We start from the raw sequence: 12,494 nt of genomic DNA, 5'->3' as shown, positions 1-12,494 counted from the left end.
TTTGCTTTAATTATAGCATTATTAGAATGAAAGTGTTATTTTTAAGAATATTTAGTTTTCTGCCCTGAATATCTTGAGATTACGGCACTTTATCTGATAACTAGCTGCCACTAATACCCACGCGCCAAGAACCCTGTTTATCAGGAGGAATCCAATTATCAATTTACTTATCCATAAATTGGATTGTTTGATCGGAAATGATTTCTTTTAAATCGGTCAAACTAAAGATAGCACCCCAATGAGAAAAGAGAAAAAAATGAGGAAAATTACCATTATCATCAAAACGGAAGAGATTGGAGGTTATTAGCAATGACCCATAATAATGGCAGCCCTGATAATGCGGAGTTGTTTTTTAAATGTGCCCAATGCGGTAATATGTTTGAACCGCAAAAAAAGGGCCCATCAAATTGCCCCCTTTGCGGTAATTCCTGTACTCCGGATTCCTGCGAATTAATCAATAGTTCCAATGAAGGTTACTAAATCTGTTTTTATATTCTGAGCTAAAAAAAAAGGAACAGAGAGGTTTATATTTCCTCTTTGTTCCTTTTATGCTTATGGCTTATATTTATGACATATTTTATGGCCTTCCTTATTTAAACAGGTATTACGGCTAGAAATGATCCTATTATGGTTCCTGTGGTTCCAATGGTTCCAATGGCTTCACGGTAGGTCCGTCAATAATTGCTCCCTGATACGAGAATCTGGAACCATGGCAAGGACAATCCCATGATTTTTCCGCTGAATTCCAGTTTAATTCGCAACCTAAGTGGGTGCAGGTGGTATCCACCAGATGGAGAACTCCCTCTTCATCCCGATAAGCACCGGTCCTCTGCCCATTTTTTTCGATGATTTTTCCTTCCCCCGCTTCGATTTCCACATCCTGGGGTAAAGGAGCTGTTTTTCCTCCGATGAAATGCTTGGCAACATCGAAATTTTCCACAATAAAATTTTTAGCAGAAGATGTAATCGTCCCTCTGCTAGGATGATACACATCCTGCCAGGGACTCTTTCCGGTGATAATTAAATCCCGCAGCAGCATTGCTGCAACGGTACTGTTGGTCATTCCCCATTTGGCAAAACCGGTGGCAAGATACATATTTGGCGTCTTGGACGTAAATTGCCCGATATATGAGATCCCATCCAGGGTCATGCAATCCTGGGCCGACCATCGATAAGGAATCCCTTCCACCTGAAAATGATCCCCGGCAAATTGAATCAAGGCACCATAATGTCCTTGGGTATCCACCCCTTGGCCGGTCTTATGGGATTCTCCCCCTACCAAAATCAGCTCACCCAAGTCTGTTCTTTGAGCACGGAGAGAACGTGCCGGATCCTCTGCTGAAATGTACATACCCCCGGGAAATTGGTCCCGGGATTTGATGGCTATCACATAGGAACGATCCTGGTAAATACGGGTCATATATAAGCCGGCTTTATTGTAACAAGGATAATGGGAAGCAATAATCAGCTTTTCTGCCGTCACCCGTTTTCCCTGATCGGTGATGATCACATAAGGTTTTCCCCCATCGATATCCACCACTCTGCTTTGCTCAAAGATATGACTTCCCCCTCCGGGAATACTTTCTGCTAAAGGAAGGAGGTACTTCCGGGGATGGAATTGAGCTTGACCGTCAAAACGTATTCCAGCTTTGATGGGGATGGAGGGGAAGGGGATATCCTCCACATAGGAAGCTTCTATCCCTATACCGGAAGCCGCATCAACTTCATCCTGAATTTGCTCTACATATTGATCCTGTTGAGTATATATAAAGGCAGGCTGGGGCACAAAATCACAGTCAATATGATGTTCCCGAATGATGGTTTCGATCATGCGGATCGCTGTTTCATTGGCCTCCCCATACTGACGGGCCAGCTCTTTACCCATTTGATTCTTGATCTTAGCGTAAATCAGATGATGCTGTGAAGTGATTTTGGCTGTGGTATGGCCTGTTGTTCCCGTGAGAACATGATCTCCCTCCAGAACAGCTACCTTCAGACCTTCTTTTTTGAGAAAATAGGCGCAGGAAATTCCCGCCATACCTCCCCCGATAATCGCCACATCAACCTTGATATCTTCTTCTAAACGGGAATAATTCGTTGTTGGAGTTGAATCCAACCAATAGGATTGAGGTGACTTGATAAACGTCTCCTTGATCATTTTTCTATCGATCTCCATTATTTTCCTCCTTGTAACAGCTTCCCATTTTCGATTCCGCTCAATGAGCAAAAAAAAATCGGGTGTTTTTAATACCTTTACCCGATTAGTATGGTTAATCTTATGTTTTTTTATTACGCTTCTTAGTTTATGACCGGCTTTTGATTAACGCCTTAATCTGACAAGTGATCACCATCTGATTTTCCTGATTCCAAGCGGTAATCTTCATGCCAAAGATGCCACGTCCTTTTTTTGAAGAGGGAATTTTGTCGACAATCTCCCACTCACCGTGCAAAATATCATTAGCCCGCACCGGGGCTGTCCATTTCAGATAATCAAAACCCAGTCCGCCGATAATTTCCCCGGAAATCATTTTCGTTTTTACCCATTTACCGTAGAGTACACACAAGGTATGAAAACCGGAAGCAATAATCCCTCCGTAAATGGATTCCTTGGCAAATTCCGGATCCACATGAATGGGTAAGGGGTCAAACTCCTCGGCAAATCTGTGAATTTCTTCCTCAGTCAAAGTAATCTCTCCCAAGGAAAACTTTTGTCCAATAATCAGATCCTCAAAATACATCTACTCTTCTCCATTCTGCATTATGCTGATATCTAAAACCATTTATTAGATGTTATTTTATCACAAAGACTCCTGACTTGTCTTTAAAATATCATTTTTGCCATTTTTGCCTTGCATTGCTCCCTTGCATGGTTCTTATCTGCAGAATCACTTGCATTTTGGATAAAATTGTCTTAAGATTAATATATGCCAAAATATTCTTAATAAGGAGCTGAACTATATGGATGTATTTGAAGCCATTGAAAAAAGAAAAAGCGTCCGTGCTTATACGCCGGAGCAAATTTCCCAGGAGGCTTTGACCAAAATCGTTGACGCCGGTCAATGCCCGCCCAATGCCGGGCCATATCAGATTTCTGTTTTGCAGAACTCTGAATTTATCAAAAAGCTGAACAACTTAACGGCTGATGCTATGCGTAATTCCGGTAATGAGTTTTTTATCAGCAGAATTTCCCTCCCTGGATACGAACCCCTTTATGGAGCTCCTACCGTGATCCTCTTGTCTGAACCCATAGGCAGCCCCTTTAGCGGCGTAAATACCGCTTTAGCTGCTGAAAATATGCTTTTAGCAGCAACTGGTCTTGGTCTGGCAAGCTGCTACCTCTTTACCCCCACATTAGCCTTCGCCGGAGATAAAACAGGCGCCCTGGCGAAAGAAGCAGGCATTCAAGAAGGCTATGCCGTTACCTGCGCTGTCATTGTCGGTTACTCGGGGGAGAAGCTTTTACCTCACCCACCAGAGAGAAAAAAGGCGTCGTCAATTACGTCAAATAATTTCGTGTAGATGAACCATATGAATAAAAGATCCTATGGATCATAAACAATTAAATTTTTGACCGACACTCTTCAAACAGTGACAAAAAAAGACCAGTCATGCACAGGCAAAATTGCTTGGTGTGGCTGGTTTTTTCTATTTGATTGCTTTCAATGCAGAAGACAACAATATCATCGAACCCAGAAGTTATAACTCATATCCCTCCACAACCTCTACTTGGCTGCACCGAAATTTAAGTTATTAAGTTATTTATAAAGAAAGGACCTGGTCATTTCCAGACTATTATTCAATCCTTTAGAAAAGATGATCTGATGAATATTTAATCCTGATTTCCGGAAAGAAGCGGCACAGGCATTTAAATATAAGCGCCACATACGTACAAAGCGTTCTCCGTATTTTTCCTGGACAAAATCCACATGCTTTTCAAAGTTTTTTGACCAATGATCAAGAGTCTGGGCATAGTGCAAACGCAAACTTTCCACATCCAGCAAGTGAAAATTATAATCCGGAAGCTGCCCGATTAATTCACGAATTGAAGGAATATAGCCCCCCGGGAAAATATATTTAATTATCCATTTATCGACGGGGCCTTCAATCAGACCGGTAATGCTATGTAACATGGATAATCCATGAGGCGCCAAAAGCTTATCTACCGCGGCAAAGTATTTAGGTAAATTTACATGACCCACATGCTCGATCATGCCTACACTCACCACCTTGTCAAATTTTTCTCCGCTTTTCGCCAAATCACGGAAGTCCATAAGTCGTACATCTACCTGACTTGTTAAACCCAGTTCCTCAATACGCTCCTTAGTTTTTTGATGCTGCTCCTTACTCAAGGTAATACCCAATGCCTCAACCCCATATTGCTGGGCCGCCCGGATAATTAACCAGCCCCAGCCGCTCCCAATGTCCAAGATTTTTTCCCCGGGATGGAGCTGGAGTTTTTTTAAAATATAGCCAATCTTATTTAGTTGAGCCTGGTATAAAGTATCCTCTGGGGTCTCAAAGTAAGCACAGGAATAACTCATGGTTTCATCCAGCCAAAGAGCATAAAAATCATTTCCTAAATCATAATGATGTTGAATGTCCTTTTCCTGCTGCTTAAGGGAAGTCCCTTTTGGACGAAAAAAACCTTTAAGCTCCTTAAATGTTTTCTTTTCTAAAAAAGAATTGCTTCCTTGATAGACCGCTTCAATAATTTCCTGCAAGTCACCTTCAAAATCGATCACCCCATCCATGTAAGCCTCCCCAAAAGCTAAGGAAACATCTTTTAAAAGTTTAGTTTCAGGAATCTTATCATGGAAAATAACTTTAATCCCCGGCTCTCCCTGACCGTATTTTTCCTCCGTACCATCCCAGTACCGAATTGCAAACGGCTCTGTCTGCATCCCTTGGAAAAAGTTATGGAAAATCTTTTTTTCCATAAAAATCACCCCCGGACCTAATTATTTTACTCATGTTATTAGTATTATAAAATCAAACAAAAAATATTTCCATTATCTTACTCCCTATAATTAGGTAAAAAATGATAAAATTCCCCATATTATTTCATTACGCTCTTTCTTTCTCACTTTATCTATAGAATAATAATTATGTAACTTCTGGCACCTAAAAAAACTACCGCCGCGGGTAGTTTATTATCCTCATTTTTCCCTTTGTCTTCTTTTTCCGGAGATGTCCGGTTATATCCTGAGATGCCCATCTGGAAAATCATTCAAAATTGATAATTGATGAATCGAGGTATTTCTCATTTTATCGCCTTTATGATTCATTTTTTTGATCTAGTTTTTTGAGCACAAGCCCCAATACAATGCCCCATATGAATATCGCCAACAGGTTAGACATACGACCTGAAAAAGGCTGCTCACCGGGACCGGATAAAAATGGAACCTGACAAATATTAATAATAACTTTAAAAGTAAACCAAAGAAGCGCACTATATAATGCTGATTTATAAACAATAGCTTTCGAAGTAATTAAAACAACTAGATGAGCAAAAACGATACCGAGAAATCCATCCCATACCATCGTCTGTAAAATCAGGGAGATAACGGCTTGCAGACCGTTTTCCGGTTTAGCCCATGTTTGTAAAACTGAAAACCAATCTAAAAACCTAATTTCTGTTAAATGCAGAACATAGTAGTCAAAAAGATTCCAGGTATTCATCGCAATACCGGCAATTATTCCGGCCAGTAGTCCACAAATTGTTCTGTCCATGGTCTCACCCCAAATATGTTTATCAAATTCCAAGACTCCCACTTCTATAAGTGGGAGCTCCTATTTTAACTTCAGGTGGGGTAGATTCCCCATCTGAAGCCCCGATGTTCAGCTTTAGCTGAACGAGTTCACTTGCAGTTTTCTTGTGTGTCGTTTTTTATGTTGGAAATCCCGTTTTAATATGTCACCCCTTGATTTATTTTATGCAGAACCATCGTTCCGGCACATCCCGTAAGAATGAACCGATATAAATACATCCCTTGCTCTGGTTTCGATGAACCAAAGATGATTTTTTTGACAGCAGGAAAATGGTGCAAAAACTCGAATACCATAGAAAAAGAAAAAACCATACCCTATGGAGGAGGTATGGGGGAGGGTTTCAGTATATGACATCATCCGTAAAAACATACAGTTATTTAAAAATTTGGTTCCTGGCGATTCGGCCCAAAACCTTACCGGCGGCCATGGGCCCGGTCATTGTGGGAACGGCATTGGCCTTTGGTGATCAAGCTTTTCGTTTCGGCCCGGCCTTTGCCGCCCTTCTGGGCGCCCTCTTACTCCAGATTGGCTCCAATCTGGCCAACGATGTCTTTGATTTTAAAAAAGGCACCGATACCGAAGAAAGAACCGGCCCTTTAAGAGTCACCCAAGCGGGACTCCTAACCCCCCGCCAGGTAATGATGGGCATGGCAGTCATTTTTGCTCTCGCGATACTGATAGGTTTATATCTGATTTGGGTGGGAGGATGGCCGGTACTGGCCATTGGGGTCGCCTCGATCATCTGTGCCATTGCCTATACGGGAGGCCCTTTTCCCTTAGGCTACCTTGGTTTGGGGGAGGTCTTTGTTTTTATCTTTTTTGGCCCGGTCGCCCTATGCGGCACCTATTATGTTCAAGCCGGGGTGGTCGTTCCCGCTGCCTGGTGGGCTTCCATCCCAATGGGCCTATTAATCAGCGCCATCAACGTGGTGAATAATTATCGGGATTTGGAAACGGACCGGAAAGCGGGCAAGAGAACTCTGGCCGTTCGCTTAGGACCCTTTGGGGCCAGGATGGAATATTATCTGCTGCTGGCGGCGGCCATGATCATTCCTTTGGTGATGTGGTTTCTGGACCTGACCTCCGGATGGATTTTTTTGTCCTGGCTTGCCCTTCCCCTGGCTTTTCCCTTAATCAAGGATCTCCAAACCAAACAAGGTGTACCATTAAATGCCACCTTAGCCGGCACCGCCCGTTTGTCCCTGGTTTTTGGGTTGCTGTTCTCCCTGGGGTATATCATGGGCTAAGAGAGTTTTGGCTACTCATAAATGATCTTACAAATGCTTCCAGGTGCAAAGTTTTTTTTCGGCCAGATCCAACAGCAGATAGAGCAAAAAGCCCATCAGGCTCATGGCAATAATGCCTGCAAACATCTCCTCATAATTCATGCGGCTTAAACTATCCATAATGAAGAAGCCAATCCCTTTTTGCGTGGCATAGGTTTCCGCCAGAAAAAGCACGGCCAGAGCTGTGCCTAAGCCCAGTCGGAGAGAGGTTAAGATCACTGGGAGACAAGCAGGAAAATAAACATGATAATACAAGTCGAAAGTACTTGCTCCTAAAGATCTTACAGAGGAAACATAGCCTTGATCCAGATTTTTGGCGCCGTCCCGGGTTGTTACCAGGATTTGATAAAAAATGATCAGGGTAATGAGCACAATTTTTGACAGATCTCCCATGCCCAAAAGTATTAAAAAAACAGGCATCAACACTACTTTGGGAATGGGATAAGTAAGATAGATAAAGGGGGCTGCTTTCTCATCAATCTCAGGGTTTTTCCCTAAGAATAAGCCTAAAGGTACTGCCAGTGCTGTTGCCAGGAACAAACTCACCAGCACTCGGTACAAACTTACCCCCAAATGAATGAGCAAATCTCCCTGCATACTTTGCCCCAAGCTTTTAAGCGCTTCCTGGGGCAAAGGAACAGCCGGGCTGTCCAAGGCGAAGGCCAAAAGCCACCACAGCGCAATCAGTGCTGCTCCGCTATAGATAAAAGAGAATATCCTTGTGTTTTTTTTAATCATCCCGGCTGCACCTGCCTTTCCCCGGCTGATGGAGCAAAGAACGAAGATAGGTACTCATTTCTAAAAACTGCACCTTACCCCTTAAGTCGTGATTCCCGGCCAATGGATTTTCCACCTTTTCCAAAATCCGGCCCGGACAAGATGACATGACAAATATTTTTTGTCCTAAAAAAACAGCTTCTTCAATATTGTGGGTGATGAGGAGGGTAGTTAAATGAGTTTCTTGCCAGATGGTCAACAAAAAGTCCTGAATTTCTTCCCGTGTCAGCGCATCTAAAGAAGAAAAGGGTTCGTCCATCAAGAGCAGCTTCGGCTCCAAAACCAAAGAACGGGCAATGGCTACCCGCTGCCGTTGACCGCCGCTTAACTGACTGGGGAAACGCTCTGCCAAATTAATTAAGTTCATCTTCCTTAATATGGATTCCACTCTTTGTTTAATCTCCCCAAGACTTTTCTTCCTGAAGCGAAGCCCCAGGATGACATTTTCCCGCACGTTTTTCCAGGGTAAGAGTCCATAATCCTGCAGAATTAATGAAGTTTCTCCCCCACTCACCGGTGTCTTGCCAGCAATCTCCGCCTTGCCCGCGTAATGAGGATTGAGACCGGCTAAAACGGTCATCAAGGTACTCTTACCACAGCCGGAAGGACCGATGAGCACACCCATTTCTCCCTGATCAAGAAAAAGATGCACCCCAGCTAAGGCGGAAACCCCTTTCCCCTGATGAAGATAATCTACTTTCAGATCCTTAATTTCCAGGTAATGCTCAGCTTTCATGGCCATGTCCTAGTCCTCGTAAATTATATTTTTTTAAATCGATATAGGCTGTCTCTAAGTCTTGGGGTTCGCCTTCCATCAGATAATGGAAGAGCACTTGACGAAAGCTGCCCACAAAAGCCAGGGCGCTCACCAAAGTATCCTTTTCCGGCAAACGTCCTTCCGCCTTCAACTCTTCCAGATCCTTTTGTGTCCAAAGAACTAACTCATTTTCAATTTGATGCAGTTTTTTTTGAAAGGCGCTATTAACCCCGGGAACCTGCACCAAAAAAATTCTAGCCATAGTTTTTTCTTTCATAAAAACCCGAAAGCAGGCATCCATAGAAGCTTGCAGTTTATCAAAACCATCGCAATATTTTTCCCGTTCATTTTTAATGATGGTCAAAAGTTCCCGAAACATTTCATCCACAATACTACTCATCAGGACTTCTTTGTTGGAGAAATATAAATAAACCGTGCCCGTAGCGATCTTCGCTTTTTGTGCCAATGCTTTCATGGAGGTTCCCTGATAACCTTTTTCCGCAAAGATTTCACGAGCCGCCTTGATAATGTCTCTTTTTTTCCGGGCCATTTTCTCTTGGGTTCGTTCTGTCTCACGATAAGCCAAAAAGCGCACCTTCTTTTTATATAATGAATATAAATTCATTTTATTTGATGATAAAATCCTTGTCAAGAAAAGTGTCCATGGCAAGCCACAAAATGCCCCGGTGCTGCTTCCTTTAAAAGGGGTTTTTCCTGACGGCAAATTTCTGTTCCATAAGAGCATCTTGTTACAAAAGGGCAGCCAAAAGGAGGATTAAAAGGGCTGGGCACCTCCCCGGAAAGCACCATTCTTTTTTTCTTCCCTTCTTGTTGAACATCAAGATAAGGTACCGCGGCCAAAAGTGCCTGGGTATATGGATGGAGAGGATGCTGATAAAGGTCTGCGGCACCGGCCAGCTCCACCAGATTGCCTAAATACATCACGGCGATGCGCCGGGCTAGATAGCGCACCAGCCCCAAGTCATGAGAAATAAACAAATAGGATGTTCTCATCTTTTCCTGCAAGTCTTGCAGCAGGTTGACGATTTGGGCCTGCATGGACATATCCAAGGCCGAGACCGGCTCATCACAGATGATGCATTCCGGTTCCAGGGCAAGGGCACGGGCAATGCCAATACGCTGTCTTTGGCCGCCGCTGAATTCATGGGGGTAGCGCCGGCCATCCTCCTGGTTCAGTCCGACCAAATGTAATAATTCCCGAATTCTTTCCCGCCGCGCCTTCCCCGGATAGAGGTGATGGATATCCATGCCCTCCCCTACGATCCATTCCACTGTCATCTTGGGGTTCAGGGAGGCATAAGCATTTTGAAAAATAATTTGTACCTTTTTCCGGAAATTTTTCAGTTCCCCGCCCTTCAGTTGATGAACATGCCGTTTCCGATACCACACCTGACCATCCGTGGGTTCAAAAAGACGCACTATGGTCTTGCCCGCAGTAGATTTGCCGCAGCCGCTTTCCCCTACCAAGCCCAAGGTCTCTCCTGGGTAAATGGAGAAGGAAACCCCGTCCAATGCTTTTAAGACAGAATTTCTTTTGGGATAAAAATATTTTTTAAGATTTTCCACCCGGATCAGGGCTTCCTGCTCAGCTTTCATGATTTTCTCCTCCCCCGTCTCTGCTCTGATCCCTTTTTGATTGGGGATGATACTGCCAGCAGGCCACCCGGTGTTCTGCCCCTTTCGTAACCCTGAGGTGAACCTCATGAGGGGCAGTCTGAACACAAACCTTCATGACATCAGGGCATCGAGAGGCAAAAGGACAGCCTGGGGGCGGGAGAAATAAATCAGGAGGCTGGCCGGGAATGATAAATAATCTCTCACCATCTTCCGGATTTATTTGAGGACGGGATTTTAAAAGACCCCGGGTGTAAGGATGCTGGGCATGATCAAAAATATCCTCTTTCCTTCCGGCTTCCATGATTCTCCCGGCGTACATGACCAGTACCTGATCCGCCAATTGATCTGCTACGCCAAAATCGTGGGTGATCAAGAGCAGACCCATCTGCAGCTGCTCCTTTAAATGGCGCAGCAAATCAATAATCTGGGCCTGAATCGTTACATCCAGAGCGGTGGTGGGTTCGTCTGCAATCAAAAGCTTGGGGCGGCCGGCCAGAGCCATGGCCAGCATCACCCGTTGTTTCATCCCGCCGCTGAATTGATGAGGGTATTGATCAATGCGTACTTCACCTTGGGGGATACCGACTAAATCCAAAAGATCCAGGACTTTCTTCCGGGCCGCTTTTTTGCTGATATTTTCCCTGTAAAGGAAGGATTCTCCGATTTGCCTGCCAATCTTCATGGTGGGATTAAGGGATGTCCCGGGATCCTGAAAAACAATTCCCATTTCTGCCCCTCGATAATTTTCCATCTGCCGATCCGTGAGCCTCGTCAGATCCACTCCGTTAAACAGGATTTCTCCCCCCTTAATCTCTCCAGGGGGTACAGGAATTAGGCCCATCAGGGTTGTCGCGGTGACGCTTTTCCCTGAGCCTGATTCTCCAACGATGGCCACGGTTTCACCGGGTTTAACGGTAAAGCTTACGCCTCGTACCGCTTGTACCGTACCACCATACGTGTTGAACGATACCTCCAGATTTTTTACCTCCAGCAGGTTGACCATGAAACCACCCCCTTCCCCCTAGCTGTCCCTTGATGATTGACTAAAGAATAATCAAATCCTTGGTAGTATGGGTAATAATCTCACAACCTTCCGGCCTTACTACCACACTGTCCTCAATACGTACGCCGCCCCAATCAGGCAGATAAATACCCGGCTCTACAGTTACCACGGACCCGGCAGTTAGGAGATGGTCGGAGCGGGGATTCAAAACCGGCTCCTCGTGAATTTCCAAACCGATGCCATGACCCAGGCCATGACCAAAATACTTGCCATATCCGGCCTTTGTGATCACATGCCGAGCCGCTTGATCCACTTCTTTCCCCATGACACCCGCCCGGACGGCTTCCACTCCCCTTTCCTGGGCTTCTTTGACCAGCCGATAAATATCCCGCTGTTTCTGATCCGGCTGCCCCACTACCACCGTCCGGGTCATATCGGAACAATAGCCCTCGTAAAGAGCCCCAAAATCCAGGGTGATAAAATCCCCCTTGCTTACTTTTCGCTCCGTGGGAATGGCATGGGGCAGGGAACTTCTGGGTCCGGAAGCCGCAATAATGGGAAAAGAGGCAGAGAGGGCCCCTTTCTTTTTCATCAGGTATTCCAGTTCTCTTTCAAGATCCTTTTCCGTCACACCCGGTTTAATCAACGGCAGGACCTCGGCAAAAGCTTCATCCCCAATTTGAGCAGCTTTTTTGAGCAGCTCAATTTCCAGATCATCCTTTTTACGACGTACCATCAGTACGATCCCGGCAGTGGGAACCAGCGTTACATCCTTCAGCTGATCTTGTAATTTTTGATACCTGGCAAAGGTGATGATATCTTCTTCAAAGCCCAATTGCCTGATCTGATATTTGGTGCAAAAATAGGCCAGTGCTTCTTCCAGACCGGAAAAAGAGCTGCGATAATCAACAATTTCAAATTCCGGGCACTCCGCCTCCGCCTGTTCCGTATAGCGGGAATCCGTTAAGAGAATCCGGGCTGCCCGGGATAAAAGAACATAAGCATCGGTACCCATGAATCCACTAAGGTATCGAATATTGGCCTGCCCCAGCAGAAAAAGAGCTTCACCCCCGGTTTTCTCCAAAATCTTTAATACCTGTTCCCTTCTTGATTTCATCATACGACTTACCACCTCCATTAATCCCCATATATTACCTTTTCAAAAGTTTTATCAAATTCCAAGACTCCCACTTCTATAAGTGGGAGCTCATATTTTACTTCAGGTGGGGTAGATTCCCCATCTGAAGCCCCGATGTTCAGCTTA

13 protein-coding genes are annotated in these 12,494 nt (G+C 44.6%); 3 read left to right on the top strand and 10 right to left on the bottom strand.

Annotated elements, in window-relative coordinates; all coding sequences use genetic code 11:
- Positions 1-309: 309 nt before the first annotated feature.
- Positions 310-480 carry a hypothetical protein gene (locus tag CEQ75_RS18315; RefSeq protein ID WP_157677377.1) on the top strand — a complete coding sequence of 57 codons (171 nt, stop codon included), beginning with the start codon at positions 310-312 and terminating at the stop codon, positions 478-480.
- Between the two features lie 145 nt (positions 481-625).
- On the opposite strand, the gene CEQ75_RS08070 is transcribed toward CEQ75_RS18315, so the two are convergent.
- Positions 626-2,176: an FAD-dependent oxidoreductase gene (locus CEQ75_RS08070; RefSeq protein WP_089609877.1), complete on the bottom strand. Its 1,551-nt coding sequence runs from the start codon at positions 2,174-2,176 to the stop codon at positions 626-628.
- Positions 2,177-2,303: 127 nt separating this feature from the next.
- A complete protein-coding gene (locus CEQ75_RS08065; RefSeq protein WP_089609876.1) occupies positions 2,304-2,738 on the bottom strand; it encodes a MaoC/PaaZ C-terminal domain-containing protein in 435 nt (144 codons plus the stop codon).
- A 220-nt stretch (positions 2,739-2,958) separates the two neighbouring features.
- On the opposite strand from CEQ75_RS08065, the gene CEQ75_RS08060 reads away from it, so the two are divergent.
- Entirely contained in the window at positions 2,959-3,519 is a 561-nt protein-coding gene (locus CEQ75_RS08060; protein ID WP_198306665.1) for a nitroreductase family protein, read from the top strand.
- 236 nt (positions 3,520-3,755) lie between these two features.
- Here the strand turns inward: CEQ75_RS08060 and CEQ75_RS08055 are convergent, their stop codons facing one another.
- Positions 3,756-4,937 carry a class I SAM-dependent methyltransferase gene (locus CEQ75_RS08055; RefSeq protein WP_089609875.1) on the bottom strand — a complete coding sequence of 394 codons (1,182 nt, stop codon included), beginning with the start codon at positions 4,935-4,937 and terminating at the stop codon, positions 3,756-3,758.
- A 337-nt stretch (positions 4,938-5,274) separates the two neighbouring features.
- On the bottom strand, positions 5,275-5,763 hold the full coding sequence (locus CEQ75_RS08050) for a hypothetical protein (RefSeq protein WP_157677376.1): 489 nt from the start codon (positions 5,761-5,763) through the stop codon (positions 5,275-5,277).
- A gap of 353 nt (positions 5,764-6,116) precedes the next feature.
- On the opposite strand from CEQ75_RS08050, the gene CEQ75_RS08045 reads away from it, so the two are divergent.
- The gene (locus CEQ75_RS08045) at positions 6,117-7,016 is read left to right on the top strand and encodes a 1,4-dihydroxy-2-naphthoate polyprenyltransferase (RefSeq protein ID WP_089609873.1); all 900 of its coding nucleotides are present in this window, start codon (positions 6,117-6,119) and stop codon (positions 7,014-7,016) included.
- Positions 7,017-7,043: 27 nt separating this feature from the next.
- Here CEQ75_RS08045 and CEQ75_RS08040 read toward each other — a convergent pair whose 3' ends face one another.
- The 6 genes from CEQ75_RS08040 to CEQ75_RS08015 form a co-directional block, all read right to left on the bottom strand.
- The gene (locus CEQ75_RS08040; RefSeq protein WP_089609872.1) at positions 7,044-7,793 is read right to left on the bottom strand and encodes an ABC transporter permease; all 750 of its coding nucleotides are present in this window, start codon (positions 7,791-7,793) and stop codon (positions 7,044-7,046) included.
- Positions 7,786-8,574, bottom strand: a complete 789-nt coding sequence (locus CEQ75_RS08035) for an ABC transporter ATP-binding protein (RefSeq protein ID WP_420838521.1) — start codon at positions 8,572-8,574, stop codon at positions 7,786-7,788. Before CEQ75_RS08035 ends, CEQ75_RS08040 begins: the two co-directional genes overlap by 8 nt.
- Complete coding sequence (locus tag CEQ75_RS08030; RefSeq protein ID WP_089612552.1) at positions 8,558-9,175, bottom strand: TetR/AcrR family transcriptional regulator; 618 nt, start codon at positions 9,173-9,175, stop codon at positions 8,558-8,560. The genes CEQ75_RS08035 and CEQ75_RS08030 overlap by 17 nt, the downstream gene beginning before the upstream one ends.
- 62 nt (positions 9,176-9,237) lie before the next feature.
- Positions 9,238-10,206: an ABC transporter ATP-binding protein gene (locus CEQ75_RS08025; RefSeq protein WP_089609871.1), complete on the bottom strand. Its 969-nt coding sequence runs from the start codon at positions 10,204-10,206 to the stop codon at positions 9,238-9,240.
- Positions 10,196-11,230 carry an ABC transporter ATP-binding protein gene (locus CEQ75_RS08020; protein ID WP_089609870.1) on the bottom strand — a complete coding sequence of 345 codons (1,035 nt, stop codon included), beginning with the start codon at positions 11,228-11,230 and terminating at the stop codon, positions 10,196-10,198. Before CEQ75_RS08020 ends, CEQ75_RS08025 begins: the two co-directional genes overlap by 11 nt.
- A 40-nt stretch (positions 11,231-11,270) precedes the next feature.
- Complete coding sequence (locus tag CEQ75_RS08015) at positions 11,271-12,350, bottom strand: M24 family metallopeptidase (protein WP_198306664.1); 1,080 nt, start codon at positions 12,348-12,350, stop codon at positions 11,271-11,273.
- Between the last annotated feature and the right edge of the window lie 144 nt (positions 12,351-12,494).

The organism is Dehalobacterium formicoaceticum, from assembly GCF_002224645.1.
GTDB classification, from domain to species: Bacteria; Bacillota; Dehalobacteriia; order Dehalobacteriales; family Dehalobacteriaceae; genus Dehalobacterium; species Dehalobacterium formicoaceticum.
This window is presented reverse-complemented; position numbering and strand designations above follow the sequence as displayed.

Bases quoted from the DNA above. Each gene is read 5' to 3' on its own strand.
- CEQ75_RS18315 (WP_157677377.1), top strand. From the start codon at position 310: ATGACCCATAATAATGGCAGCCCTGATAATGCGGAGTTGTTTTTTAAA.
- CEQ75_RS08070 (WP_089609877.1), bottom strand. From the start codon at position 2,176: ATGGAGATCGATAGAAAAATGATCAAGGAGACGTTTATCAAGTCACCT.
- CEQ75_RS08065 (WP_089609876.1), bottom strand. From the start codon at position 2,738: ATGTATTTTGAGGATCTGATTATTGGACAAAAGTTTTCCTTGGGAGAG.
- CEQ75_RS08060 (WP_198306665.1), top strand. From the start codon at position 2,959: ATGGATGTATTTGAAGCCATTGAAAAAAGAAAAAGCGTCCGTGCTTAT.
- CEQ75_RS08055 (WP_089609875.1), bottom strand. From the start codon at position 4,937: ATGGAAAAAAAGATTTTCCATAACTTTTTCCAAGGGATGCAGACAGAG.
- CEQ75_RS08045 (WP_089609873.1), top strand. From the start codon at position 6,117: ATGACATCATCCGTAAAAACATACAGTTATTTAAAAATTTGGTTCCTG.
- CEQ75_RS08040 (WP_089609872.1), bottom strand. From the start codon at position 7,793: ATGATTAAAAAAAACACAAGGATATTCTCTTTTATCTATAGCGGAGCA.
- CEQ75_RS08035 (WP_420838521.1), bottom strand. From the start codon at position 8,574: ATGGCCATGAAAGCTGAGCATTACCTGGAAATTAAGGATCTGAAAGTA.
- CEQ75_RS08025 (WP_089609871.1), bottom strand. From the start codon at position 10,206: ATGAAAGCTGAGCAGGAAGCCCTGATCCGGGTGGAAAATCTTAAAAAA.
- CEQ75_RS08020 (WP_089609870.1), bottom strand. From the start codon at position 11,230: ATGGTCAACCTGCTGGAGGTAAAAAATCTGGAGGTATCGTTCAACACG.
- CEQ75_RS08015 (WP_198306664.1), bottom strand. From the start codon at position 12,350: ATGATGAAATCAAGAAGGGAACAGGTATTAAAGATTTTGGAGAAAACC.